The organism is Microbacterium sp. NPDC091382, from assembly GCF_044757025.1.
Classification (GTDB): domain Bacteria; phylum Actinomycetota; class Actinomycetes; order Actinomycetales; family Microbacteriaceae; genus Microbacterium.
In genome coordinates this window covers 292654-316984 of record NZ_JBIVUD010000002.1, presented here as the reverse complement: position 1 = coordinate 316984, position 24331 = coordinate 292654, and the positions used below count along the sequence as shown (strand labels likewise).

The window sequence follows — 24331 nt, the reverse complement described above, 5'->3', positions numbered from 1 at the left end:
TGATGAACGTCGCCTGGAGCGTGGGGTGCACACCCGGCGGGAGCTCTGCGGTGGACCTCCGAGCCGGATAGAGGGTCGGGCAAGGCGGTCCAACCGTCCATTCTGCCAGATGGAGGAGGATGCCGCGAACCGTCGAACCGCCGTGCCACACTGAGCGCATGACGGTGACCTTCGCCACATCCGCTCGTTCGTCCGTCGGGATCGAATGGGAGATCATGCTGGTCGACCGGTCGACCGGTGACCTCGTCCCCGCGGCTCCCGGCATTCTCGACCAGGTCGAGGAGCAGACGCGCCACGAGCGTCACACCGTCACCGGAGAACTCCTCACCAACACGATCGAGGTGACGAGTGGCGTCGGCAGGACCGTCGCTGCCGCCGTCGACGACATCGGCGACGCGATCGACCTGATCCGCACCGTCACCGATCCGATCGAGATCGAGCTCCTCTGCGCCGGCAGCCACCCGTTCGCGCGCTGGTACGACCAGGAGGTGACGGACAAGACCCGCTACCACAAGCTCATCGAGCGGACGCAGTGGTGGGGACGAAACATGATGATCTGGGGCATCCATGTGCACGTCGGGGTCGAGGACGTCGCGAAGGTGTTCCCGATGATCAACGCACTGTCGGCCTATCTCCCCCATCTGCAGGCGTTGTCGGCGTCGAGTCCGTTCTGGGCGGGCGACCGCACCGGCTATGCGTCGAATCGCGCATTGGTCTTCCAGCAGCTTCCCACCGCGGGACTGCCGTGGCCGCTCGAGGACTGGGCGCAGTACGAGTCCTACCTCGACGACATGATGCGCACCGGGGTGATGTCCGATGCCACCGAGGTCCGGTGGGACATCCGTCCCGCTCCGCGCTGGGGCACGATCGAGATCCGCGCCTGCGACGGGATGTCCACGCTGCCCGAGCTCGCCGCCGTCGCCGCACTCGTCCAGGTGCTCGCGGAGCACTTCTCCCGAATGCTCGACGAAGGACAGCCCCTTCCCACCATGCAGCCGTGGTTCGTTCGCGAGAACAAGTGGCGTGCGGCCAGGTACGGCCTTCAGGCCGACATCATCGTGGACCGCGACGGGCGCCAGCGACACGTCGCCGACCATCTCCGCGAGGTCGTCGAGTCGCTCTCCCCCCTTGCAGCCGAACTCCACTGCGCCAAGGAGTTCGCCGGCGTGGCCCGGATCCTCGATCAGGGCGCGAGCTACGAGCGTCAGATCCGAGTGGCGGACGCCGCCGGCGGAGACCTCCGCGAGGTCGTGCACCACCTCATCCGGGAATTCCGGGGCGGGCCGTCCCTGCGCGAGGTCGTGTCCGTCGGCTGAGGCCGCTCAGTTCTTGCCGAAGAGTTTCTGGATCTCGGCGAGGTCGGCCTCGGACGGCTGCGAGGATGCGCCGAGTCCGAAGCCCGAACCGGATGCCGCCGTGGGCGCGGCCGCGAGGCCGGCGTTCTCCGCCGCCCGCTTCGCGGGGTTGCCCGAACGCGAACCGCCACTGCTCTTCTGCTTCTTGCCTCGCTTGCTCGAGGCTCCCGGCTTGCCTCCGACGGCGCCCATCCCGGGCATGGAGGGCACTCCCCCGCGGGCGACGGTCTTCATCATCTTCGCGGCCTGGTCGAAGCGCTGCACGAGCTGATTCACGTCGGTGACGGTCATACCCGAACCCCGCGCGATCCGAAGACGCCGCGACCCGTTCAACACCTTCGGGTTGCGTCGCTCGATCGGTGTCATGGAGCGGATGATGGCCTCGGTGCGGTCGATCTCACGCTCGTCGAAGTTCTCGATCTGCTGCTTCATCTGCCCCATGCCGGGCAGCATGCCCAGCATCTTCTTCATCGAGCCCATCTTCCGGACCTGCTGAAGCTGGTCGAGGAAGTCTTCGAGGGTGAACTGCTCCGTTGCGAGCTTCTCGGCGACGCGCTGGGCTTCCTCCTCGTCGAAGGCCTGCTGAGCCTGTTCGATGAGGGTCAGGATGTCGCCGAGGTCGAGGATGCGGCTCGCCATCCGGTCGGGGTGGAACGGCTCGAGGTCGTCGAGTCCTTCGCCCGTGGAGGCGAAGATGATCGGGCGCCCCGTCACCGAGGCGACCGACAGCGCCGCTCCGCCTCGCGCGTCGCCGTCCAGCTTGGACAGGACGACACCGGTGAAGTCGACACCGTCCTGGAACGCCTTCGCCGTGTTCACCGCGTCCTGGCCGATCATCGCGTCGATGACGAAGAGGACCTCATCCGGATCGGTCGCCGTGCGGATGTCAGCGGCCTGCTTCATGAGCTCGGCGTCGACGCCGAGACGGCCGGCCGTGTCGATGATGACGGTGTCGAACTGCTGGCGTCGCGCGTGCTCGACGCCGTTCCGAGCGACCGAGACGGGGTCGCCCACGCCATTGCCCGGCTCCGGTGCGTATATGGCGGCGCCCGCGCGCTCCGCGACGACGGTCAGCTGGTTGACGGCGTTGGGTCGCTGGAGGTCGCAGGCGACGAGGAGCGGCGTGTGTCCATCCTTCTCAAGCTGCTTCGCAAGCTTGCCGGCGAAGGTCGTCTTACCCGAACCCTGGAGCCCCGCGAGCATGATGACGGTCGGCGGCTGCTTGGCGAACTGCAGACGGCGCTGGTCGCCGCCGAGGATCGCGACGAGTTCCTCGTTGACGATCTGGACGACCTGCTGCGCGGGATTCAAGGCCCGGCTGACCTCGTCTCCGAGAGCGCGCTCGCGCACCTTGCCGGTGAACTCCTTCACCACCTGCAGTGCGACGTCGGCATCGAGCAGTGCCCGACGGATCTCGCGCACCGTGCCGTCGACGTCGGCGGGCGACAGCTTTCCCTTCGTGCGGAGGTTGCGGAAGGTCTCGGTGAGACGATCGGAGAGCGTGCCGAAAGTAGCCATGATGGCTCGAGTTTAGTCGAGTGGCGGCGTCTGCCCGGTGTCTCGCGCCGGCAACGTGACCGCGGCGACCGCGAGCGCCTCGTCGAGCTCTCCCGAAAGCGACGCGCGACCGGCCCCGGCGCGGGCCCAGCGCTCGATCGCGACCATCACCGCACCGGCGTGGGCGGCTCCGCAGATCGCCGCCGGCACCTGCGCGGCACCGCGCGCGACAAGGGATGCCGAGACGACAGCGGCGATCCGCGCGCTGCGAACGGCGGCTCCGCGCTCCAGCTCATCGACCAATCCCATCGCGTGGGCGTTGACCAGCGCGAGCGCCAGGCTGTCGGGTTCGAGGTCATGGAGCATCTGCGCGAGCCCCGACTGCGGATCGCGCAGGGGCGCGTCGGTGCGCAGGGATTCGATGCGCGTGTCGAGCGATGACCAGAGGATCGCTTCCTTGGATTCGAAGTAGTTGAAGAAGCTGGATCTGCTCACTCCCGCGCGCGCAGCGATGTCGGTGACGGACGTGGCGTCGAAGCCACGTTCGAGGAAGAGTTCGCAGGCCGCCTCGGAGAGGACCTCCCGGGACGACGCGCGGGGTCGACCGCTCGTCATGCCGTCAGCCTATCGGCGGCGTATTGTTGCACGCAGTCCAACAACTCGGAGGCTTCTCGTGATCGATATCCGCACGGTCGGCATGTCACCCGACCTCGTCTCGTACCGCGACGGCTGGGCGCTTCAGCGTGAGCTCCATGCGGAGATCGTGTCCGGTCGCCGTGCCGACACGCTTCTGCTCCTCGAGCACGAAGCCGTCTACACGGCCGGAGCGCGCACCGCGTCCCACGAGCGTCCGACCGACGGCACACCCGTCGTCGATGTGGACCGCGGCGGCAAGATCACCTGGCACGGTCCGGGGCAGCTCGTCGGGTACCCGATCGTCCGTCTCACCGAGCCCGTGGACGTCGTGGCGCACGTCCGGCGACTCGAGGACGTGCTCATCGGCATTACGCGGTCCCTCGGCGTCGACGGGAAGCGCGTGGAGGGTCGCAGCGGCGTCTGGGTCGACCACGCCGGCGCCACGGAGAAGATCGCCGCCATCGGCGTGCGGGTGCAGAGCGGCGTCACGATGCACGGGTTCGCCCTGAACTGCGACAACTCGCTCGAGCCGTTCTCCCGGATCATCCCCTGCGGGATCTCGGATGCCGGCGTCACGACGCTCAGCGCACTCCTGAACGACGACGTGTCGCCCCGCGACGTGCTCCCCGTGGTGACATCCGCGTTCGCGGCGGAGTTCGGAACGGAGGCAGCGGCATGAGTGCGTCGACCCCCGACGGGCGGCGAATGCTCCGCCTCGAGGTGCGGAACGCCCAGACGCCGATCGAGCGGAAACCCGAATGGATCCGCACGAAGGCGCGGATGGGTCCGGAGTACCAGGAGCTGCAGTCCCTCGTGAAGGACGAAGGGCTCCACACCGTATGCCAGGAAGCGGGGTGCCCCAACATCTTCGAATGCTGGGAGGACCGCGAGGCGACGTTCCTCATCGGCGGTTCGCAGTGCACCCGTCGGTGCGACTTCTGCCAGATCGACACCGGCAAGCCCGCCGACTACGACACGGATGAACCCCGCCGCGTCGCGGAGAGCGTGACGCGCATGCGCCTCCGCTACGCGACCGTGACCTGCGTGGCCCGCGACGACCTCCCCGACGGCGGTGCCTGGCTGAATGCCGAGACGGTCCGTCAGATCCACACGGCGAACCCGGGAACGGGCGTGGAGTTGCTCGCCACGGACTTCAACGGCGACCCCGAACTCCTCGACGTCGTCTTCGCGTCGCGACCCGAGGTGTTCGCGCACAACGTCGAGACGGTTCCCCGCATCTTCAAGCGCATCCGCCCCGCGTTCCGCTACGAGCGGTCCCTGGGAGTGCTGACGAGGGCGCGGGATGCCGGGTTGATCACGAAGTCCAACCTCATCCTGGGGATGGGCGAGGAGCGCCGCGAGATCGAGGAAGCCCTGCGAGATCTCCACGCCGCCGGAACCGACATCATCACGCTCACGCAGTACCTGCGCCCGTCGCCCCGGCACCTCCCGGTGGCTCGCTGGGTGACGCCCCAGGAGTTCGTCGAACTCCGGGAGCTCGCGGAATCGATCGGTTTCCTCGGGGTCCTCGCGGGCCCGCTCGTCCGGTCGTCGTACCGCGCGGGTCGGCTGTGGGCGCGTTCGATGAGGTCCAAGGGTCGCGTCATCCCGACCGATCTCGCCCATCTGGCGGAAGAGGCCGACGCAGCCGGGTTCGCGCAAGCCGTCTGATTCCTCCACAGACGCGCGTCGGCGACTTCCCTCCACGAAGAGTGCCGTTCTCACCGGCCGAGGTCGGGGTCTTTCCTACGTTCGTGGTGCCGGACCGACCGGCACCACGAACGGAAGAGACCTCATGCGCACTCCTCTCGCCCTGACCGCACTCCTCGGCACCGCGATCGCGGTGACCGCGGCACTCCCCCACGCCCACGCAGCCCAGCCTCCGGCTGAGCCCGGGCCGAAGACGGTCGTCTCCGTCACCGGCGACGCCGCGAACGGATTCGAGATCACCTACTACGACGGCTCGGGCGAGTACCCGCCCACCGACTCCGAGGCGATGGCGGAGTGCGGGGAGTACGACACTCGCGTCGACCGCGTTCGGTGCCGCGCCGAGGTGCGCACCTGGTACCGGGACCTGGCCACATTGCGCGATGCGCTCGACTGGGCGCACGCGACCCGCGGCTGAGGGTCAGTCGGCGCTGGTCACCGATTGGACGGCGCCGGCGACATCGAGGTTGACCAGGAGCACGTCATCCGTGGAATCCGGATCGAGGGCGTACTCCAGGACGGCGAACGGATCCTTGCCGCTGTGCTCGTCGGCGAGGATCGTCATGCTCATGAGCTGGAGAGAGCGGATCACGTCCATGTGCGTGTCGCCTGAAACGTCGACGAGGAGGTCCTCGATGTCCTCCCCCAGCATCTCCTGCTGTTGGAGGATGAACTCGGTGACTTCACTCGTGCGGTCGTCCAGTTCCGACACCATCGCGTTCCGCGCGCGGAGATCGATGGTCTCCAGCGCCGCGATCATCGCCGCGGCGACATCGAGCGCCTCGATCGACACGTCGTCCTGATCGGGGGCCGTGAGATCGACGGTGACGCGTTGATCACCGAAGTCGACGACCTCAGACCAGAAGATCGACCCGTCGGGTCCGGACTCGAGAAGTCCGAAGTAGTCGTGTTCGATCGCCATGCTCCAATGAAACCAGCCTTGGCGACCCGGCGCGACCGCTCCGGTCAATCGACCAGCGCGGAGGCGAAGACGTGAGGGGTGAAACCGGTCAGGTCACCGATCCCCTCGCCTTGTCCGAGAAGCTTGACGGGGATGCCGGTTCGCTCCTGCACCGCGAGGACGAACCCTCCGCGAGCCGAGCCGTCGAGCTTCGTCAGGACGAGACCCGTCACCCCGGCGTGCTCGAGGAACGCCTCGGCCTGCATGACCCCGTTCTGACCCGTCGTGGCGTCGAGGACGAGGAGCACCTCGCTGATCGGAGCCTGTTTCTCGATGACTCGGCGTATCTTCGTGAGTTCATCCATGAGTCCGGCCTTCGTGTGCAGGCGTCCCGCGGTATCGACGAGGACGATCTCCGTACCGGTGCGGATGGCGTGATCGATGGTCTGGAAGGCAACGGATGCCGGGTCCTGCCCCTCCTGCTGAGGGCGCACGATCGCCGCTCCCCCGCGCTCCGCCCAGGTCGCCAACTGGTCGACCGCAGCGGCACGGAATGTATCGGCCGCGCCGACGACGACACTTCGTCCGAACCGCCGGAGATAGCTTGCGAACTTCCCGATCGTCGTCGTCTTCCCGACACCGTTGACCCCGACCACGAGGACGACGGCCGGTCGTTCGCTCAGGCGGAGCGTCGTGTCGAACTTCGCAAAATGCTCTTCGAGCGTCTCGCGAAGCATGCGCTGCAAGTCCTTGGGATCGGTCGTCCGGTACCTTTCGACCTTCTCGCGGAGCTCATCGACGATGCGTTCAGTGATGTCGGGACCGAAGTCGGCCGTCAGGAGCGCTGTCTCCAGGTCGTCCCACGTCGTCTCATCGATCGTCGGCTTGACGAACAGGCCGCGCAGCGCGCGACCGAGGGACCAAGAGCTCTCCGCCATGCCCCCAGGCTAGTTGACCCGCTCAGCCCTTCTCGCAGGCGATGCCGTCCTTGTCGCGGTCCATCTTGGAGTTCGCTTTGTACAAGGCGCTCGAGATGGTCGGCTTGACCTTGAACGCCTTGTTCTTGCCGTTCACCTTGTTGTACTTGACGCCCGCCTTTGCCACTCCGCCCTTGTGGACCTTGTTGAGCGCCGTGCAGTTCGCGAACTTCTTGATCGCCGGTTTCGCAGCGGGCGCGACGCGTGTCGCGCTCACAGATGACGCCGGCATCGGCGCCGCCGACGCCACCGACGGAGCTCCGATCAGCGCTCCCGCCACGACCACAGCCATCATCGTGCGCCGCGTACGTGCTCGCAGAGAACTCTTCATCCCCGACCCCCGGTCTTCTTCGGGGACACCCCGTCCCCGAGGCACACAGTACACAGCACGCCCGTGTCACACCGCGACGCGCTCCCGGACGCGTTGACCGACGACGGCGGACACACCGTCCTGCCGCATCGATACCCCGTACAGCGCATCCGCGATCTCCATCGTCCGCTTCTGGTGCGTGATCACGATGAGCTGACTCGACTCCCGGAGCTGTTCGAATACGCCGAGCAGGCGTCCGAGGTTGGCGTCGTCGAGCGCCGCCTCCACCTCATCCAGGATGTAGAACGGACTCGGGCGCGCCTTGAAGATCGCCGTCAGGAGCGCCACCGCCGCGAGCGATCGCTCCCCGCCAGACAGGAGCGACAGCCGTTCGATCTTCTTCCCGACCGGGCGCACCGCGACGTCGATGCCCGTCGTCAGCGGGTGATCCGGATCCGTGAGTGAGATCGAGCCCGTGCCGCCGGGGAACAGAATCGGGAAGACCTCCCCGAAGGCCGTCTTCGTGTCCTCGAACGCGGCGAGGAAGATCGTCTGCATCCGCTCGTCCAGCTCCTCGATGATCGTGAGCAGGTCCGCGCGGGTGCGGACGAGGTCGTCCAATTGCGCGGTCAGGAAGGAGTGCCGCTGCTCTAGTGCGGCGTATTCCTCGAGCGCGAGAGGGTTCACCCGGCCGAGCTGAGCGAGTTTTCGCTCGGCGTCGTGAAGACGCTTCCTCTGTACCGCGCGGTCGAACGGCTGAGGCTCTTCCCCGTCGCCCACGGACAGCATCACGTTCGGGCTGTATTCCTCTCGCAGAATATTCTCGTCCAGGCCGAGTTCCGATTGCACCCTGTCGAGCAGGCTCTGAACGTGCAACCGCTTCTCGTGCATCTGGAGTTCCAGTCCGTGCACGGACTCCGTGACACGGGACAGGCGCTCGCGCACCTCTCCATCCTCACGACGAAGCTGTGCGAGCTCCGCGGTCAAAGCCGTCCGCGTCTGCTCCGCACGCTCGAGCTCGACCCGGGCCTGGGCCGTGGAACGGTCGATGGAATCGAGCACCGGTGGGAGGGCTGTCACGACCTCGGAGGCCACAGCTCGCTGGGCACGACGGATGACGGCGCGACGCGCTGCCGCCTCTGCAGCGGCGCGCTCCCTCTCACGCTGGCGCTCCAGCTGGAGCACCCGCCCCTCTGCGGCGCGGACGCGCTCTCGCAGCGTCTCCACATCGAGGCGCGTGTCCATCTCTCGAGCCCGGGCACCTTCCAGCGCATCGAGGAGACCGTCACGTGCCGAAGCGTCCAGGATCGGTCGAGGAGTCTCCTCCGCCGCGGTGAACGCTTCCTGCGCCGAGTGCGCGGCCGTGTCGGCAACTCGTGCGGCAGCCTCGGCCTGCTGAACGCCCGTTCTCAGCCGGTCGCACTCGGCCACGGCCGCCTCGAGGCGCACCGTCGCGCGGTTGAGCTTCTCCGCGTGGGCCGCACGCTCCGAGTCGTGCTCTCGCAAGGCGGTGAGCGCCTCACGAGTACGTTGGCGCGAGGCATCCCACGCGGACTGCGCCTCATCGAGGGCTTCGCGCAACGAATCGGCGATGACGGTGACCTCGGCCAGTCGTTCCTGCGCCGCGTCGCGCTCGGCAGCCAGTTCCAAACGAGAGCGGGACTGCCCCGAGCCCGCCTGAAGAGTACTCGCCGTCACCGTCTCCCCCGCACGGGTGACGGCCACGATGCGCTCGCCCACGTGCGCGGCGCGTCTGCACGCCGTGACCGCTCCGTCGATGTCGTCGGTGATGGCGATGCGAACCAGGGCCGCCCGGACGCCTGAGGGAGCATCGACGACATCTGCGGCCCACGTCCACTCCCCGTCGAGACCGGGATCGCCCGCCGCCGGCGCGTCGACCAGTGCGATGTCGACAGAACCCAGATCGTGCTCGCGAGCGGTCGTGATGACGCTGAGCGCGGTGTCGAGGTCATCCACGAGCACGCCATCAGCGAGGGCGCCCAGAGCCGCGGCGACCGCGGCCTCGTAGCCCGCGGTCACGCGGATGGCATCGCTGACGATGCCACGGACGCCGGTCCCGCCACGCTCGACGACGGCCGCGGCGGCATTCCGGATGTCCAGCGCTCGCCCCAGTGCCGCCGTCTCGGCGAGCAATGACTCGCGCTCCCGCTCCGCGGCGTGCAGTCGCTCGCGGATCGATCCGAGTTCACGCTCGGAATCCGCTGCCTCCCGCTGCGCACGATCGTAGGCGGCCGCGTACTCCGCGGCGGAGTCCTCCGGCGCCGCCGCGGCCGGAGTGATCTCGGCCAGGGCGGACTCCGCCTCGGCTCGGCGCTGCTCCGCCGCGTCGAGGGCTCGCTGTTGGCGTTCGACTGTGGCCTGCAGCGCCTCAGATTTCGAGGCAGCTGCGTCGGCACGACCGCGCAAAGAGGCGAGTCGCATGTCGTGCTCCGACACGAGAGCGCTCTGCGCGGCGATGTCGGTGTCCAACGCGTCCAGCTCGGCACGAGCACGGATGACGTCCCGCGCCGCCGCTGCCGCGGCATCCTGAGCAGCGCCCAGGCCCGAGCCGATCTCGTCGATCTCGGCTCGCGCCTCGTCGATGATCGCTTGGGTCACGGTCGCGCCTGCGTCGGGAGTCTCGCCGTCGTCTTCGAGCAACGCGAGTCGCTGGCCAGCCAGGGAATAAAGACCACGCAGGCGTTCTTGCACCCGTCCGAGTTCGAAGGTGACCGCGCGAGCGCGATCGACCGCTTCCGCCCGCTGGTCGGTCTCGAGCTCCTCGATCCGACGGCGGAGTCCGTCGGCGCGATCCTGCAGGACGAGCCGTTCGGCGTGACGCTCCTGCTCGTTGCGGGAGTGGTCGGCCAGCTCCGTCCGCAGCCGCGACAACTCGTCGGCGTACAGGCGGGCCTTCGCGTCGCGCACCACGGCCGCGATGGACGCCGCCTCGCGAGCGATCTCGGCCTGCTTCCCGAGGGGCTTGAGCTGACGACGCAGTTCTCCGGCGAGATCGCTCAGCCGCGTCAGGTTCGCCTCCATCGCCTCGAGCTTGCGAAGCGTCTTCTCTTTGCGGCGTCGGTGCTTCAGGATGCCGGCGGCTTCCTCGATGAATCCGCGACGGTCTTCAGGACTCGCCTGCAGGACGGTGTCGAGCCGCCCCTGTCCGACGATGACGTGCATCTCACGGCCGAGACCGGAATCACTGAGCAGCTCCTGCACGTCGAGAAGGCGACAGGTCTCCCCGTTGATCGCGTACTCGCTGGATCCGTTGCGGAACAGCGTCCGACTGATCGTGACCTCGCTGTACTCGATCGGCAGAACGGCGTCGGAGTTGTCGATCGTCAGCTGCACCTCGGCCCGGCCCAGCGGTCCCCGAGTCGCAGTGCCGGCGAAGATGACGTCCTCCATCTTGCCGCCGCGGAGGGTCTTCGCCCCCTGCTCGCCCATCACCCAGGCGAGGGCATCGACGACGTTCGACTTGCCCGAACCGTTCGGTCCGACGATGCAGGTCACCCCCGGTTCCAGCGCGAACGTCGTCGGCTGGGCGAAGGATTTGAACCCCTTGAGCGTCACGCTCTTCAGGTGCATGCAGGGCCTCCGGGGTCGTCGTCCCGTCCACGCTAGCGGACGAATAGCCGACGCCACTTGACGGCGCGCCCGGGGCGACGCTAGTGTCAGGGCTCGCGTCAGAAGTCTGAGAAAGGAGGTCCCGACATGATTACTCGCATGATGCCCATCGGAGAAGCGTTCACCGCGTTCCCGTCCGCAGGGGGGACCCTCTCCTTCGGCGCCGTAGCGGCAACCCGCACCCACACCGGTCGCTGACCGTCGCGTTCGCGCGATCCGTCTTGTGACGGATCCCTCTGCGACCACGCGCTCGGACTCATCGTCCCTCCACGCCGCGTGCGGCGGCCCTCGTGGCCTGCCCACGACCGTGCTCTCTCGTGCTGCGGCACGATCCTCGCCGCGCCCGCGGCATCCAATGCAACGACCGAAATGAGATCACTCATGCGCACTCTCACCGCGCCGCAGCGCACAACGGCGGTCCTCGCCGCGCTGCAGCATCCGACCCCGACGGGGCTCGCCCCCCGTCAGACGTTCATCGATCGACTCGCCCTGCGTATCGCGCTGGCGCTGCTTCTATGGAGCACCCGCCCCGGCGCGAACCGGGAGGAGATCGAAGTCCGGCACCGCGAGAACGTCGCCCGACGAGCTCGGGAAGCCGAGTGGGACCGTCGCCGTGCCCTCCTCGGCCCGCGTCTCTGACCCCGTCGGGGGCCGCGACACGATCGCGGCCCCCGAACCGAACCGCTCCAGGAGTAAGAACATGACCATCAGCAGCACCGCATACGACATCCGGCCCCTGATCGTGCCCGGATCCGTCGATGCTCCGGACGCCGCCGACTTCATCGCGATGGTCGATGTCCGTAACGAGATCTACCGCGAGATCAGTGCGAACGACGACGAGGCCGCGACCCCGGGGCAATTGCTCCCGCATTTCCGCCCGAATCCCGACAACGACAAGCGCAGCTGGATCGTCCTCGTCGACGCTGCCGTCGTCGGACGGGTCATCGTCGACATCCCGGCAGAGGAAGGATCCCAGGTGGCGTTCTGGACGATCGAACTCCTCGAACGCGTCCAAGGACGCGGAATCGGTACCGGCCTCCTCGAACTCGTCGAGGACACCGCCCGCCGAGCGGGGCGCACCGTTCTGGAATCGTGGGCCGAGCACCCCGAACCTCCTGAGGGCGTCGCAGTGACGAGGCTTCCTTCACCCACCGGATTCGGGACCATCCCGGAGGATCGCCCTGCTCGGTTCTACCTTCGTCACGGACATACGCTCGAGCAGGTCGACCGCAAGAGCGTCCTCGACATGGATGCCTCGCTCGACACCGTCCGCGAACTGCGAGCGGATGCCGAAGCCCACGCTGCCGGCTACCGTGTCGAGCAGTGGCTGCTCCCCGTTCCGCGTCCCTACCGCCAGAGTTTCGCGTGGGCGAAGTCGCGTATGTCGACCGACGCGCCCGCCGCCGGTCTCGAGGTCGATGAGGAGAAGTGGGACCTCGATCGACTGGACCGACACGAGGCGCGCTACCTGGACGCGGGCCAGACGGTCCTGGTCACCGCAGCGATCCACGAGGCCACGGGAGACGTCGTCGCCTTCAACGAACTGTGCAGCGGAGCCGAACCGACGTCGACGACCCAGCAGATGGACACCTTGGTACTCCATGAGCACCGCGGGCATCGCCTGGGTCAGCTCATCAAGTGCGCGGGGATCCTGAGGTGGCGGGAGATCGCCCCGGAATCACACCGGATCATCACCTGGAACGCCGAGGAGAATCGGCCGATGCTCAGCATTAACGAAGCGATCGGCTTCGTCCCCGCCGCCTACATCGGCGCGTGGAAGAAGGTGCTCGCCTAGGTCCGGCGCTGGCACTTCGGGCAGTAGTGACTCGACCGGTTGGTGAAACTCACCCTGACGATGGGCGTCCCGCACCGAGGACAGGGCTCGCCGGTACGGCCGTAGGCGTTCAACGAGTGGGCGAAGTACCCCGCCTGGCCGTTGACGTTGACGTACTGCGCGTCGAAACTCGTTCCCCCCTCGGCGAGGGCCCGGTGCAGAACGGCCCGGACCTCGTCGAGGAGACGCCCGAGCGATCGACTCGGAAGATCGCGACCGAGACGCTCGGGGTGCAGCCGTGACGCCCAGAGCGCCTCGTCGGCGTAGATGTTGCCGATGCCGCTCACGACCGTCTGATCGAGCAACACGCGTTTGATCGCGGAACGGCTGCGACGTACGGCATACCGGAAGCCGTCCTCGTCGAAGGCCGGATCGAGGGGATCACGCGCGATGTGGGCGACCTGACCGGGCACCAGTGCCATGCCGCTTCCCCGCCCACCGGCGGCACCATCGGGCGTGGGATGAAGACGATCGATGGCCAGAGAACCGAACGTGCGCTGATCGACGAAGACGACCGCGAGTTCCCCGTGATCGGGATGCCGGATGTCCAGGCGCACGCGCTCGTGCCGTAGCGGCGGGATTCCGGATTCGCGGAGGAGCATCTGACCGCTCATTCCGAGATGGCCGACGATCGCCTCGCCCTCCGGCGTTGCGTTCCCGCCGGCTCTCGGCTCGAGCGGCATCCAGAGGAACTTCCCACGGCGGACGACTCCCTCGACGCGGCGCCCGCTCGCCCGCGCCTCGAAGTCCGCGGCGTCGCCCGCATGCCGTGTCAGTGCGCGTACGTCGGAGACGGTGACGGCATCGATGCGAGCGCCCGCCAGTGCCGGTTCGAGACCGGCACGGACGACCTCGACCTCAGGCAGCTCAGGCACGGCGGATCACGCGAGCGACGAGAGCTCGCGCCAGACGGCGAGAGCCGCTGCCATCTCCGCCTGCTTCTTGCTGGATCCGCCCCCGGTGCGGGAGACATCCCCGACGCCGACCGTCGCCGTGAAGACGCGATGATGGTCGGGGCCTTCAGCGTCGACACGATACGTCGGGGCGGGCATGCCTCGTCGTGCCGCGAGCTCCTGGAGCGCCGTCTTCGGATCCATCGCCGCCCCGTAGCGCTCGGGGTCGGCCATCAACGGCGACACGAGGCGGAGGACGAGCGCGGTTGCCTCCTCGACACCGGCCGAGAGATAGGCAGCGCCGATCAGCGCTTCCGTGGTGTCCGCCAGAATCGAATCCTTGTCGCGTCCGCCGGTCTGATCCTCACCTCGCCCCAACCGCAGGTGGGCGCCGAGACCGATGCCGCGAGCAACCTCCGCGAGGGCGACGGTGGACACCACGCTCGCACGACGCTTCGCCAGCGATCCCTCGTCCAGCTCGGGATGGGTCCGATACAGGTGCACCGTCACCGCCATGCCGAGGATCGAATCACCGAGGAACTCCAGCCGCTCGTTGTGTGCGATCCCGCCGTGCTCGTACGCGTAGGAGCGGTGGGTGAGCGCAAGCGACACAAGCTCGGGGTCGATGACGACCCCGAGCTTGTGTGTGAGAACCGAATGATCGGTCACTGCGTCTGTCACGACGCGGCGATCAGATGTCGGCGACCTTGCGGCCCTTGTACTCGAGGAACAGCTCCGTGCCCTGCGAGTCGGTGACGACCTTCGCCTGGTGGGGACGGCTGTAGACGACCTTGCCGTTCTCGATGGTCTTGACGAGCGTGGGGGCCTCGGCCTTCCACTGCGCGCGACGCGAACGGGTGTTGGAGCGGGAGACCTTCCGCTTCGGGGGGTTACCTGCCATGGTCAGCTCTTCTCTGTGTCGTCGGCGGCGGGGCGTGCTGCCTCGTCGTCGTGGTCTGTGGTGGAGGCCGACAAGGCGGCCAGCGCAGTCCAGCGCGGGTCGATCTGAGTCTCCGGAACCAGTGCTTCGGTCAGCTTCTCGCCGGTGGACGGATCGAGTCCGGGGCAATCCGGCTGACACACCGGCTGGAACGGAAGCGACAGGACGATCGCATCCCTGACTGCCGTTTCAAGATCCACGTGGTCGTCTTGAACCTGGAAATCAGTCGCTTCATCCCCAGAATACCCGAAGAGCTCTTGAAACTCGACTTCGAGGGGGCGTGTCAGGTCCGTGAGGCACCGGCTGCACTGACCGTCGTAGATCGCGGCGATCTCCGCGCTGACGAGGATTCCTTCGTGGACCGATTCGAGACGGACGTCGACCTGGACGTCGCTGCCCGCATCGATCCACGCCAAGCCCTCGCCCCATTTCTCGGGCGCAGGGACCGTCAATTCGAACTCGCGCATCTCCCCGGGCGCCCGGACGATGTCTCGGACGGGGAGGACGAAGGGACCACTCACGCGCTTTCTGACCACGGTCGTCCATCGTACGCGTGACGAGGACCCCGCGGGCCCGATCAGTCCGTGCCGGAACCACCCGCCAGAAAACGCGCGACCGGACCGGGAACGAAGGGCGACACGTCGCCGCCGAGCGAGGACACCTGACGCACGAGGGAGCTGGACACGAGCGCGTGCGCAGGATCGGGCAGGAGGAAGACCGTTTCGATGTGGGCGAGATGACGATTCACGATGGCCATCGGCGTCTCGTACGCGACGTCCACCTGCGATCGGATCCCCTTCACCAGGACGCCGGCGCCGACATCGGTCGCGTAGTCGACCAGGAGTCCGACGCTCCACGAGGCCACGACGACATCACCCTGGATCCCGCCCTCCTCGATCGACTGCTCGAGGAGGGACAGACGCTGCGCGATCGGCAGCATCGCTTCCTTGCCGGGATTGTGCACGACGAGGACGTGCAATTGGTCGTAGAGGTCCGCCGCTCGCCGGATGACATCGAGATGCCCGAGCGTCGGCGGGTCGAAGGAGCCCGGGACGACGGCGATCCGGTTGTTCATGCCGTCGAGCCTAACGACACCGCGCCTACCGCGCCCGCGTCAATTCTTCCCGAGCGCGGCTCGTTCTCGCTGGCTGACGCGGCCGGCGATCGCGGCGGCGAGCCCCGGGGGCCCGCCGAGAGTCGGGTCATCCGCCAGCAGACGCTCGGCCTCCGCGCGAGCCGCGGCGATGAGGTCCGCGTCCGCCACGACACGCAGGAGCCGCAGCGACGAGCGGACACCAGACTGCGCATCACCGAGCACGTCTCCCTCGCCGCGCAGGTCGAGGTCGACCTCCGCCAGCTCGAACCCGTCTGTCGTCGCCGCCACGGCCTCGACGCGATGCCGCGCCGGCGTGAACGGATCGGCCTCGGTCACAAGCAGGCAGAGTCCGGGTACCGAACCCCGGCCCACGCGACCGCGGAGCTGGTGCAGCTGGGAGACGCCGAACCGGTCCGCTTCGAGGATCACCATGGTCGATGCGTTCGGCACGTCGACGCCCACTTCGACCACCGTCGTCGCCACGAGAACGTCGATGTCTCCGCGGGCGAACGCCTGCATGACGGCATCCTTCTCGTCACCGGGCATCTTGCCGTGGAGGACCTCGACGCGGATGTCGCGGAAGTCGGGATGCCCCGCCAACAGCGCCGCCGCCTGCACGACGCCCCACCGCGTGCGGCCGGGTTCCTCCGTCTCCAGCGATTCCTCGTCCTCGGCATCGGTCGCGGCGTCGATCGCGGGACACACGACGAAGGCCTGCCTCCCGAGGCGGACCTCTTCCGCGACGCGCTCCCAGACGCGGGCGAACCAGGCGGGCTTCTCGCCCACCGGAGCGACGAAGCTCGAGATCCCGGCCCGGCCCCCCGGCATCGTCCGGATGGTCGACACGTCGAGGTCGCCGAACACCGTCATGGCGACCGTGCGGGGGATGGGCGTGGCCGTGAGGACGAGAACGTGCGGGGAGCTGCCCTTTGCACGAAGCGTCTCGCGCTGATCGACGCCGAAGCGGTGCTGCTCGTCGACGACGACGAGTCCCAGATCCGCGAACGTCGTGGACTCGCTGAGCAGGGCATGCGTCCCGACCACGATGCGCGACTGCCCGGACGCAACGCGAAGCGCCGCACGCCGGCGCTCGGCCGCGCCCAACTGACCGGTGAGCAGCGTCGGCATGAGTTCCGGCGCCAGCTCGGGCCCCAGCATGCGGGCCATGGATCGCACGTGCTGGGCGGCCAGGACCTCCGTGGGGGCGATGAGCGCGGATTGCCCGCCCGACTGGGCGACCTGGAGCATCGCCCGCAGCGCGACGAGGGTCTTGCCGGAACCGACCTCGCCCTGCACGAGCCGGTTCATCGGCCACGGCGCGACGAGATCGGCGGCGATGCGCTCCCCCACACTCACCTGGTCGGGGGTGCGCTCGAACGGCAGCGCGGCGTCGAAGCGAGCCAGGAGGTCGCCGGGATGCCGCGCGGTCGCCGACATCATCCGGACGAACTGCCGCTGCTGCAGGAGGGCCGCCTGGAGGACGAACGCCTCGTGCATCCGGAGCGTCTCGCGCGCCGGGCCGATCTGGTCGAAGGACTCGGGATCGTGGATGCGGGTGAGTGCGGTCCGAGCGTCGAGAAGACCCTGAGCGGCGCGGAACGCGTCGGGCAGGGGCTCGGGGACACCGACGACGTTCGGGAGCACCAGGTCGATGCATTTCTTGACCTGCCAGCTGGAGAACGTGCTCGTCGCCGGGTAGATCGGGATCGGGCGGTTCCGCCACGCCTCTGCGGTGAGCCGGGCGGTGCCCTCGTCGTCGAAGAGCTGGTAGTCGGGATGCGTCAGCTGCTTCTGACCTCGATACTCGCCCACCTTGCCGGAGAAGATGCCCTGCCGGCCGGCGATGAGATCCTTCACCCGCCAGGCCTGGCCGAAGAACGTGAGCGACATGGTGCCTTCGCCATCTCCGATGACGACCTCGACGAGCTCTCCGCGACGGCCCCGCATCGGCCTCGTCGACGCGGAGCGGACCTCGGCCACGATCGTCACGAGCTCCCCGACCGGAAGGGCGGCGATCGGTGTGAGCTCGCCGCGGTTGGCGTATCGGCGGGGGTAGTGGGCCAGGAGCTCCCCCACGGTCGTCATCTGGAACGCGCGCTTCAGGCCTTTCGCCAGATTCTCGCCGACCGCCTCCGGCAGGGGCGTGTCGAGCGGGAACGAGGCCATGCGTCGAGTCTACGAGCGACCGCGGACGCCGATATCGTGTGGGGGTGACGAGGATCATCGCCGGTGACGCCGGATCGCTGCCGCTGGCTGTGCCGAGTGCCGGCACGCGTCCGACGAGCGAGCGCGTCCGCGAGTCGCTCTTCGGTGCACTGGAATCCGCCGACCTCGTCCAGGGCGCGGCCGTCCTCGACCTCTACGCGGGTTCGGGAGCGCTCGGCCTCGAGGCCGTGAGCCGTGGAGCGGCGTCGGCCGACCTCGTCGAGCGGGCGCCGCGCGCGGCATCCGTCATCGAACGGAACGTCAGGGCCGTCTCGCGAAGCCTCCCGGGCCGACGGCTGACAGTCCATCGGGCGGCCGCCGACACGTTCCTCCGTGCCGGCGGGTCGTCATTCGACCTCGTCTTCGTGGACCCGCCCTACGACATGACGGACGCCGAGGTGTCCGCGACCCTGGAGCTGCTGGCACCGCGGTTGTCTGCGGCGGGGCTGATCGTCATCGAACGATCCACCCGATCCGGCGCGCCGGACCTGCCGACGGGCCTCGTCGTCGACCGGGCGAAGAAGTACGGCGACACCACGCTCTGGTGGGTGCGCCCGGTGGATGCCGGGACTCCGGCTCAGCCGAGCTCCGAGTCCCAGTCGGCGTAGGGATCCCACCCGCCCCGGACGCGGGGGACGGTTCCTCGCACGAGCACGGCGGCCTCCCCCCGCTCGATCACCTGACCGATGACGTCGAAGCCCGGGGGTGCGGATCCTGCGGGGAAGCAGGCGAGCAGGGCATGGTCCTCACCGCCCGAGAGCGCGTCGTCGTCGAGGTCGGCGTCGAGGCAGATGGTCACCCCCGAGGCATCCGCGATCCGCGAGGCGTCCAGCAAGAGTCCGTCCGAGACGTCCATGAGCGCTGAGGCGCCCGCTCGGGCAGCTGCCACGCCCAGTCCCACGGGCGGACGAGGACGCAACTGCGCATCGAGGTCGTCCCGCTCGGCGGCGGAGAGCTCGTCCTCGCGGACGGGGAGTGGTGTGCCGTCGGCATCCCGGAACCGCCCGAACAGGACGCGCAGGCCCCGACCTGCCGCACCCAACCGGCCCGCCACCGCGACGTCGTGCCCGGGACGCGCACCCGAACGGCGCACCGGTTCGACGCCGTCGAGCACACCCAACGCGGTGACCGCGACGGTGAGGGTCTCGGAGACGGTGAGATCGCCGCCCTCCACGGCGCACCCCGGCGCGAGCTCCGCGAGCGCGTCGCGCAAGCCGGTCGCCAGCGCATCGACGAACGTCGCGGGCAGCCAGTCCGGCAACGCCAGGGCGACGAGGAGCGCCGTCGGCCGCGCACCCATCGCCGCGACGTCGGCGACGTTCACCGCCGCGGATTTGAAGCCGAGGTCGTACGGGGAGGTCCACGCCAGTCGGAAGTCCGGCCCGTGCACGAGGGTGTCCGTCGTGGCGACCACTCGCCCGCCGGGGACCGCTAGGACGGCTGCATCATCACCTGGGCCGATCTCGGCACGCGATCCAGGGCCGAGCACCCGGAGGATCCGGTCCAGGAGGTCCGCCTCGGACACGTCGCGCACACGAAGCTCACTCATGCGTCCACGGTAGCCTGGAGCGATGCCCCGAACCCGCTCGTCCGCCGCGCTCGCACTGGTCGTGGTGGGGACAGCCGTCCTCTCAGGCTGCTCGGGAACCGTCGCCACGGACACCCCTCCGCAGGCCGACGACCCGCGCTGCGCGCAGGTCATGGTGCGCCTGCCGGACGTCTTCGAGGATCAGCAGCGGCGCTGGACGGACGCGCAGTCGACGGCCGCATGGGGTGACCCGACCAAAGTCCAATTCGCCTGCGGTGTGCAACCGCTCGGGCCGACGACCCTGCCGTGCTTCACGGTCGACGGCGTCGACTGGGTCGTCGACGACTCGGAGGCGCCGATCTACCGGATCACCACGTATGGACGCGTCCCCGCAGCGCAGCTGATCCTCGACTACGACGCCGTGTCGTCGAGCGGCCCCGTCTCCGCGATCAGCCGCCTCATCACGAAGCGGTTCGAGACGACGGCGAAGTGCGTCGCACCGACCGAGACGCAGCCCTGACGGAGATCAGCGCGCGAGCTCGACCAGCTCCGTGATGAGGTCCGGGTAGCTGAGACCGCTCTGGATCCAGCACGTCGGGAACATCGAGATGGGGGTGAAGCCCGGCATCGTGTTCACCTCGTTCACGAAGAACTCCGACCCCGTGTAGAAGAAATCGACGCGGGAGAGCCCCTGGCCCCCGACCGCCTCGAAGGCCCGCGCGGCGATCCGCTGCATCTCGCGAAGCTCCCCGTCCTGCAACTCGGCAGGGCAGACCAGGTCGATGCCCGGCGCTCCGAGATACTTCGCCTCGAAGTCGTAGAAGTCGCGACCGCTGACGACGATCTCTCCCGCGACACTCACGCGGGGCTCGGCGCCGTCGCGGCCCTGCAGGACTCCGCACTCGACCTCGCGCCCCGTGACGGCTTGCTCGACGAGCACGCTCGTGTCCTCCGCGAATGCGGTGTCGAGGGCGGCATCCAACTCGTCCCACTCCGAGACCTTCGACACACCGACGCTCGAACCCGCACGAGCGGGCTTGACGAAGACCGGCAGACCGAGAGCGCGGATGCGGCGACGCCACAGGTCGCCGTCGCGGTCGAGAGCGGCACGGGTGACCGTGACCCACGGCACCACGGGGACGCCGGCCGCCTGCAGGATGCTCTTGGTGGTGTGCTTGTCCATGCCGATCGCCGACATGAGCAGGCCCGCACCGACGTAGGGGAGGTCGAGGAGCTCCAAGAAGCCCTGGACGGTGCCGTCCTCGCCGAAGCGGCCGTGGAGGATGGGGAAGACCACGTCGACGTCGCCAAGCGTCTCGACGGTCCCGTCGGGATGACGGACGGCGAGGGTGCGCGTCGCGGTGGAATCCGGCCAGACGATCCGCGTCCCGTTGTCGACGACCTCGGGAAGGCGCTCGGGATTGAGAGCGAACTTGTCGGGATCGTCCTCCTCGAGGACGAACGCTCCCTCGCGGGTGATGCCGACGGGGATGACCCGGTAGCGCTCACGATCGATCGCGCGAAGCACCCCGCCCGCCGTTGCGGAACTGATCGAATGCTCGCTGGAACGCCCGCCGAAGAGCAGAACCACTACCGCTTGAACCATTCTGAGTCCTCTCCTCCGTGGGCTCATCGTCATCCGTCGTCAGGTGAGGAGCGATGTCACGGGGGTTCATCGTGCCGTCGAGCACCATCTTGACCTGCTCGACGATGGGCATCTGGATGCCGGCTGACCTCGCCAGCTGCAGGACGGGAGCGACGGAGGCGAGGCCCTCGGCCGTCTGATCCATCTGCTTCACCACCTCGGTGAAGCTGTACCCCTGTCCCAGCAGGCGACCGGCGGTGTTGTTGCGACTGAGGGGCGACTGGCACGTCGCGATGAGGTCGCCGAGCCCGGCGAGTCCCTGCAGCGTCTCGGGCTGAGCGCCCTGTGCGACGGCGAAGTCGGTCATCTCCACGAGACCGCGCGTGATGATCGACGCCTTGGTGTTCTCTCCGTACCCGACGCCGTCCACGATCCCGATAGCGACGGCGATGAGGTTCTTCAGCACACCGCCGAACTCGGTACCGATGACGTCCGTGTTGACGAAGGTGCGGAAGTAGCCGTTACGGGCGATGCGCGCGACGGCCTCGGCCGTCTCCTGGCTCGATGACGAGATGACGGCGGCCGTGGGCTGCTGGCGGGCGATCTCCAGGGCGAGGTTGGGGCCGGAGGCCACGGCGATGCGGTCCGGATCGCAACGGAGCTCCTCTTCGAGGACCTGACTCATGCGGAGGCCGGTCTTCTTCTCCACACCCTTCATGAGGGAGACGATCGGAACGCCGCTGTCGCCGAGCAACGGTCGGACGCGCTTCAAGTTCTGCCGCAGAGCCTGGCTGGAGATTGCGATGTAGACCTGGGTCGCGCCGTCGAGCGCCTCGGCGAGGTGGTGGGTCGCCGACAGTCCGCGGGGCAGGTTGATGCCGGGGAGGTACTGGGTGTTGCGTTTGCCCTCGCGGATCTCGTGCGCGAGCTCCGCTCGGCGTGCCCACATCACGACATCGGCGCCACCGTCGGCGAGGACTTTGCCGAACGTGGTCCCCCAGCTTCCGGATCCGAGTACGGCGACGCGAGGAGCGGCATCACGGCGCGGCGCTTCCCTAGGAGTCAAGGCGACCCGTTTCGTTCTGTCCGTGTTTGGCCGGGTTCCACCGCTCGGCAGGAGGCTCCTCGCCGCGAAGGCGACCGAGGAGGACCGAGATGTCGCGCATGACGGCATCCGTCGCAGCTGTGAGCGTGGCCGGCGTGGTGTCCGTGAAGGCCGACAGGTCGACGGGCGGACCGACGAGGACCCGCACGCGGCGGCGCGGTGGCCAGAGGCGCAGTCGCCCGTACCGCGGCAGGATCTCCTGGACGCCCCAGGTCGCGACGGGGATCACCGGCAGCGTCTGGCCCGCGGCGAGAGCGAGGCGGACCGCGCCCGTCTTGCCGCGCATCGGCCACATGTCGGGATCGCGGGTCAGCGAGCCCTCGGGATACACGATGACCCCGCGCTGCTCGGCGACGAGCGCGTTGGACTGCGCGAGCGTCTGCTTCGCCGCTGCGGAGTTCGACGCTCGCGCAACCGGGATCATGCCGGTCGCTCGAAGAAGGGAGCCGAGGACCGGCACCCTGAAGAGGCTCTCCTTCGCCATGAAGCGAGGGGCCCGCCCCATGCGCCAGGTCGCCACCGCGATGATCACGGGATCGAACTCGCTGTAGTGATTGGGGGCGAGGACGTACGCGCCTTCACGGGGCAGGTTCTCGGCGCCCTCGATCTCGATCCTCGCGAACCACCCCGTCGCCGGCACGACGATCATGGCGGCGGGCCAGAATACGCTGGGGCGCGTCTTCTCAGCCGACGCGCGGCGACGCGGGCGCACCCGTGTCACTCCGTGACGTCGAAGTCGGCGCCGAGATCGGTGAGCTTCTCGAGGAACTTCTCGTAGCCCCGGCGGATGATCCCGATGTTGCGCACGGTCGACTCGCCTTCGGCCGCGAGTGCCGCGATCACGTACGAGTAACCGCCGCGCAGGTCGGGTACGACGACATCCGCCCCGCGGAGCGGCGTCGGGCCGTTGATCACGGCGGCCTGCTCGAGGGCACGGCGGGGAACCCGACGGTCGGAGCTCGCGATCCCATCGGGGTGCACGACGATGTCGGCCCCCATCTGGACCAGTGCGCGGGTGAAGCCGAGCCGGTTCTCGTACACGGTCTCGTGGACGACGGACTCACCCTCGGCCTGCGTGAGAGCAACGATGAGCGGCTGCTGCCAGTCGGTCATGAAGCCCGGGTGCACGTCGGTCTCGACCATGACGGGCTTGAGCGCGCCGCCGCGACGGAAGCGGATGCCGTCCTCGGCGATGTCGAAGTCACCGCCCACCTTGCGGAAGACGTTGAGGAACGTGAGCATCTCCTGCTGCTTCGCGCCCCCGACGAAGATGTCGCCGTCGGTGGCGAGGGCTGCGGCAGCCCACGACGCGGCCTCGTTGCGGTCGAAGATGGCGCGGTGGTCGTAGCCGCGGAGCGACTCGACACCCTCGATGAAGATGACGCGGTTGGGCTCGTAGGAGATGATCGCGCCCATTTTCTGAAGAACCGCGATCAGGTCCATGATCTCGGGCTCGATCGCCGCGTTCCGCAGCTCCGTCGTCCCCTTGGCGCGAACAGCCGTCAGCAGCACCTGCTCGGTCGCGCCGACGCTGGGGTACGGGAGCTCGATGTTCGCCCCGTGCAGGCCGTCCGGCGCCGAGAGACGGATACCGCTCGGCAGCTTGTCGACGATGGCCCCGAACGACCGGAGCGCGTCGAGGTGGAAGTCGATGGGTCGGTCGCCGATGCGGCATCCGCCCAGGTCGGGGATGAAGGCCTGGCCGAGCAGGTGCAGCAGCGGGCCGCAGAAGAGGATCGGGATGCGGGACGCCCCGGCATGCGCGTCGATCTCCTCCATGTGCGCGGAGACGGCGCCGCTCGGGTCGAGTCGGAGGACACCCTCCTCGAGGTCCTCGACGCGGACGCCGTGGACCTCGAGGAGCGAGCGGACGACATGGACGTCACTGATGTCGGGCACGTCGCGCAGGATGCTGGCGGTCTCACCCAGGAGGGCGGCGACCATCGCCTTCGTGGCGAGGTTCTTCGCCCCCTTCACCTCGACGCGGCCCCGCAGCGGCCGTCCGCCGCGGATCCGGAGCGTCTGACCGGTGTTGCCGCCGCTGGCGGGGGTCGACGCGGAGTCGCTGAGAAGTGTGTTCATGGGTGGGACCTCATTACTGGTGTCGAGGAAGCGTGGTCCGGCCCCGTTGT

25 protein-coding genes are annotated in these 24331 nt (G+C 68.5%); 8 read left to right on the top strand and 17 right to left on the bottom strand.

All coding sequences use genetic code 11. The features are described from left to right. Positions 1–158: 158 nt before the first annotated feature. Positions 159–1316: a glutamate--cysteine ligase gene (locus ACIQLK_RS08975; protein WP_400364319.1), complete on the top strand. Its 1158-nt coding sequence runs from the start codon at positions 159–161 to the stop codon at positions 1314–1316. 6 nt (positions 1317–1322) lie between these two features. Here the strand turns inward: ACIQLK_RS08975 and ffh are convergent, their stop codons facing one another. Continuing rightward, positions 1323–2873, bottom strand: coding sequence for a signal recognition particle protein (ffh, locus tag ACIQLK_RS08970; RefSeq protein ID WP_400364318.1), 1551 nt, complete (start codon positions 2871–2873; stop codon positions 1323–1325). A gap of 12 nt (positions 2874–2885) precedes the next feature. Next, entirely contained in the window at positions 2886–3467 is a 582-nt protein-coding gene (locus ACIQLK_RS08965) for a TetR/AcrR family transcriptional regulator (protein WP_400364316.1), read from the bottom strand. 58 nt (positions 3468–3525) lie between these two features. On the opposite strand from ACIQLK_RS08965, the gene lipB reads away from it, so the two are divergent. The 3 genes from lipB (at position 3526) to ACIQLK_RS08950 (ending at position 5613) form a co-directional block, all read left to right on the top strand. Further along, entirely contained in the window at positions 3526–4167 is a 642-nt protein-coding gene (gene lipB / locus ACIQLK_RS08960; RefSeq protein WP_400364314.1) for a lipoyl(octanoyl) transferase LipB, read from the top strand. Then, entirely contained in the window at positions 4164–5159 is a 996-nt protein-coding gene (lipA, locus tag ACIQLK_RS08955; protein WP_400364313.1) for a lipoyl synthase, read from the top strand. The genes lipB and lipA overlap by 4 nt, the downstream gene beginning before the upstream one ends. Positions 5160–5283: 124 nt before the next feature. Next, positions 5284–5613: a hypothetical protein gene (locus tag ACIQLK_RS08950; RefSeq protein ID WP_400364311.1), complete on the top strand. Its 330-nt coding sequence runs from the start codon at positions 5284–5286 to the stop codon at positions 5611–5613. Positions 5614–5616: 3 nt separating this feature from the next. On the opposite strand, the gene ACIQLK_RS08945 is transcribed toward ACIQLK_RS08950, so the two are convergent. The 4 genes from ACIQLK_RS08945 to smc form a co-directional block, all read right to left on the bottom strand. Beyond that, positions 5617–6117, bottom strand: a complete 501-nt coding sequence (locus ACIQLK_RS08945; protein WP_065570437.1) for a DUF2004 domain-containing protein — start codon at positions 6115–6117, stop codon at positions 5617–5619. A gap of 44 nt (positions 6118–6161) precedes the next feature. Further along, a complete protein-coding gene (ftsY, locus tag ACIQLK_RS08940) occupies positions 6162–7034 on the bottom strand; it encodes a signal recognition particle-docking protein FtsY (RefSeq protein WP_400364309.1) in 873 nt (290 codons plus the stop codon). Between the two features lie 22 nt (positions 7035–7056). Continuing rightward, positions 7057–7368: an excalibur calcium-binding domain-containing protein gene (locus tag ACIQLK_RS08935; protein WP_400364307.1), complete on the bottom strand. Its 312-nt coding sequence runs from the start codon at positions 7366–7368 to the stop codon at positions 7057–7059. A gap of 102 nt (positions 7369–7470) precedes the next feature. Next, entirely contained in the window at positions 7471–10974 is a 3504-nt protein-coding gene (gene smc, locus ACIQLK_RS08930; protein WP_400364306.1) for a chromosome segregation protein SMC, read from the bottom strand. A 420-nt stretch (positions 10975–11394) separates the two neighbouring features. Here smc and ACIQLK_RS08925 point away from each other — a divergent pair, with 420 nt between their 5' ends. Both ACIQLK_RS08925 and ACIQLK_RS08920 read left to right on the top strand, forming a co-directional pair. Continuing rightward, positions 11395–11652 carry a hypothetical protein gene (locus ACIQLK_RS08925; RefSeq protein ID WP_400364304.1) on the top strand — a complete coding sequence of 86 codons (258 nt, stop codon included), beginning with the start codon at positions 11395–11397 and terminating at the stop codon, positions 11650–11652. Positions 11653–11713: 61 nt separating this feature from the next. After that, complete coding sequence (locus ACIQLK_RS08920; protein ID WP_400364302.1) at positions 11714–12808, top strand: GNAT family N-acetyltransferase; 1095 nt, start codon at positions 11714–11716, stop codon at positions 12806–12808. On the opposite strand, the gene mutM is transcribed toward ACIQLK_RS08920, so the two are convergent. From mutM to ACIQLK_RS08890, 6 genes are read right to left on the bottom strand one after another with little or no spacing between them, the layout of a single operon-like run. Next, entirely contained in the window at positions 12805–13722 is a 918-nt protein-coding gene (gene mutM, locus ACIQLK_RS08915; RefSeq protein WP_400364300.1) for a bifunctional DNA-formamidopyrimidine glycosylase/DNA-(apurinic or apyrimidinic site) lyase, read from the bottom strand. The two genes, ACIQLK_RS08920 and mutM, sit on opposite strands and share 4 nt — an antisense overlap. Before the next feature lie 6 nt (positions 13723–13728). Beyond that, positions 13729–14421 carry a ribonuclease III gene (rnc, locus tag ACIQLK_RS08910; RefSeq protein WP_400364299.1) on the bottom strand — a complete coding sequence of 231 codons (693 nt, stop codon included), beginning with the start codon at positions 14419–14421 and terminating at the stop codon, positions 13729–13731. 10 nt (positions 14422–14431) lie between these two features. After that, entirely contained in the window at positions 14432–14641 is a 210-nt protein-coding gene (rpmF, locus tag ACIQLK_RS08905; protein ID WP_018188062.1) for a 50S ribosomal protein L32, read from the bottom strand. A gap of 2 nt (positions 14642–14643) precedes the next feature. Next, positions 14644–15201 (bottom strand): YceD family protein, encoded by a 558-nt coding sequence (locus tag ACIQLK_RS08900; protein WP_400364919.1) that lies wholly within the window; start codon positions 15199–15201, stop codon positions 14644–14646. 56 nt (positions 15202–15257) lie between these two features. Continuing rightward, a complete protein-coding gene (gene coaD / locus ACIQLK_RS08895) occupies positions 15258–15755 on the bottom strand; it encodes a pantetheine-phosphate adenylyltransferase (protein ID WP_400364297.1) in 498 nt (165 codons plus the stop codon). A gap of 39 nt (positions 15756–15794) precedes the next feature. Continuing rightward, on the bottom strand, positions 15795–17942 hold the full coding sequence (locus ACIQLK_RS08890) for an ATP-dependent DNA helicase RecG (RefSeq protein ID WP_400364296.1): 2148 nt from the start codon (positions 17940–17942) through the stop codon (positions 15795–15797). Positions 17943–17980: 38 nt separating this feature from the next. On the opposite strand from ACIQLK_RS08890, the gene rsmD reads away from it, so the two are divergent. Beyond that, positions 17981–18589, top strand: a complete 609-nt coding sequence (rsmD, locus tag ACIQLK_RS08885; protein WP_400364294.1) for a 16S rRNA (guanine(966)-N(2))-methyltransferase RsmD — start codon at positions 17981–17983, stop codon at positions 18587–18589. Here rsmD and thiL read toward each other — a convergent pair. Further along, on the bottom strand, positions 18559–19530 hold the full coding sequence (gene thiL, locus ACIQLK_RS08880; protein WP_400364292.1) for a thiamine-phosphate kinase: 972 nt from the start codon (positions 19528–19530) through the stop codon (positions 18559–18561). The genes rsmD and thiL overlap by 31 nt on opposite strands. 22 nt (positions 19531–19552) lie before the next feature. Here thiL and ACIQLK_RS08875 point away from each other — a divergent pair, with 22 nt between their 5' ends. Continuing rightward, positions 19553–20029: a DUF3515 family protein gene (locus ACIQLK_RS08875; protein WP_400364291.1), complete on the top strand. Its 477-nt coding sequence runs from the start codon at positions 19553–19555 to the stop codon at positions 20027–20029. Between the two features lie 6 nt (positions 20030–20035). Here the strand turns inward: ACIQLK_RS08875 and ACIQLK_RS08870 are convergent, their stop codons facing one another. From ACIQLK_RS08870 to murA, 4 genes are all read right to left on the bottom strand, one after another. Further along, the gene (locus ACIQLK_RS08870; protein WP_400364290.1) at positions 20036–21115 is read right to left on the bottom strand and encodes a D-alanine--D-alanine ligase family protein; all 1080 of its coding nucleotides are present in this window, start codon (positions 21113–21115) and stop codon (positions 20036–20038) included. After that, positions 21015–22160, bottom strand: coding sequence for an NAD(P)H-dependent glycerol-3-phosphate dehydrogenase (locus tag ACIQLK_RS08865; protein WP_400364288.1), 1146 nt, complete (start codon positions 22158–22160; stop codon positions 21015–21017). The genes ACIQLK_RS08870 and ACIQLK_RS08865 overlap by 101 nt, the downstream gene beginning before the upstream one ends. Then, positions 22150–22848: a lysophospholipid acyltransferase family protein gene (locus tag ACIQLK_RS08860; RefSeq protein ID WP_400364286.1), complete on the bottom strand. Its 699-nt coding sequence runs from the start codon at positions 22846–22848 to the stop codon at positions 22150–22152. Before ACIQLK_RS08860 ends, ACIQLK_RS08865 begins: the two co-directional genes overlap by 11 nt. A gap of 68 nt (positions 22849–22916) precedes the next feature. After that, positions 22917–24281, bottom strand: coding sequence for a UDP-N-acetylglucosamine 1-carboxyvinyltransferase (murA, locus tag ACIQLK_RS08855; RefSeq protein ID WP_400364285.1), 1365 nt, complete (start codon positions 24279–24281; stop codon positions 22917–22919). Positions 24282–24331: the final 50 nt, after the last annotated feature.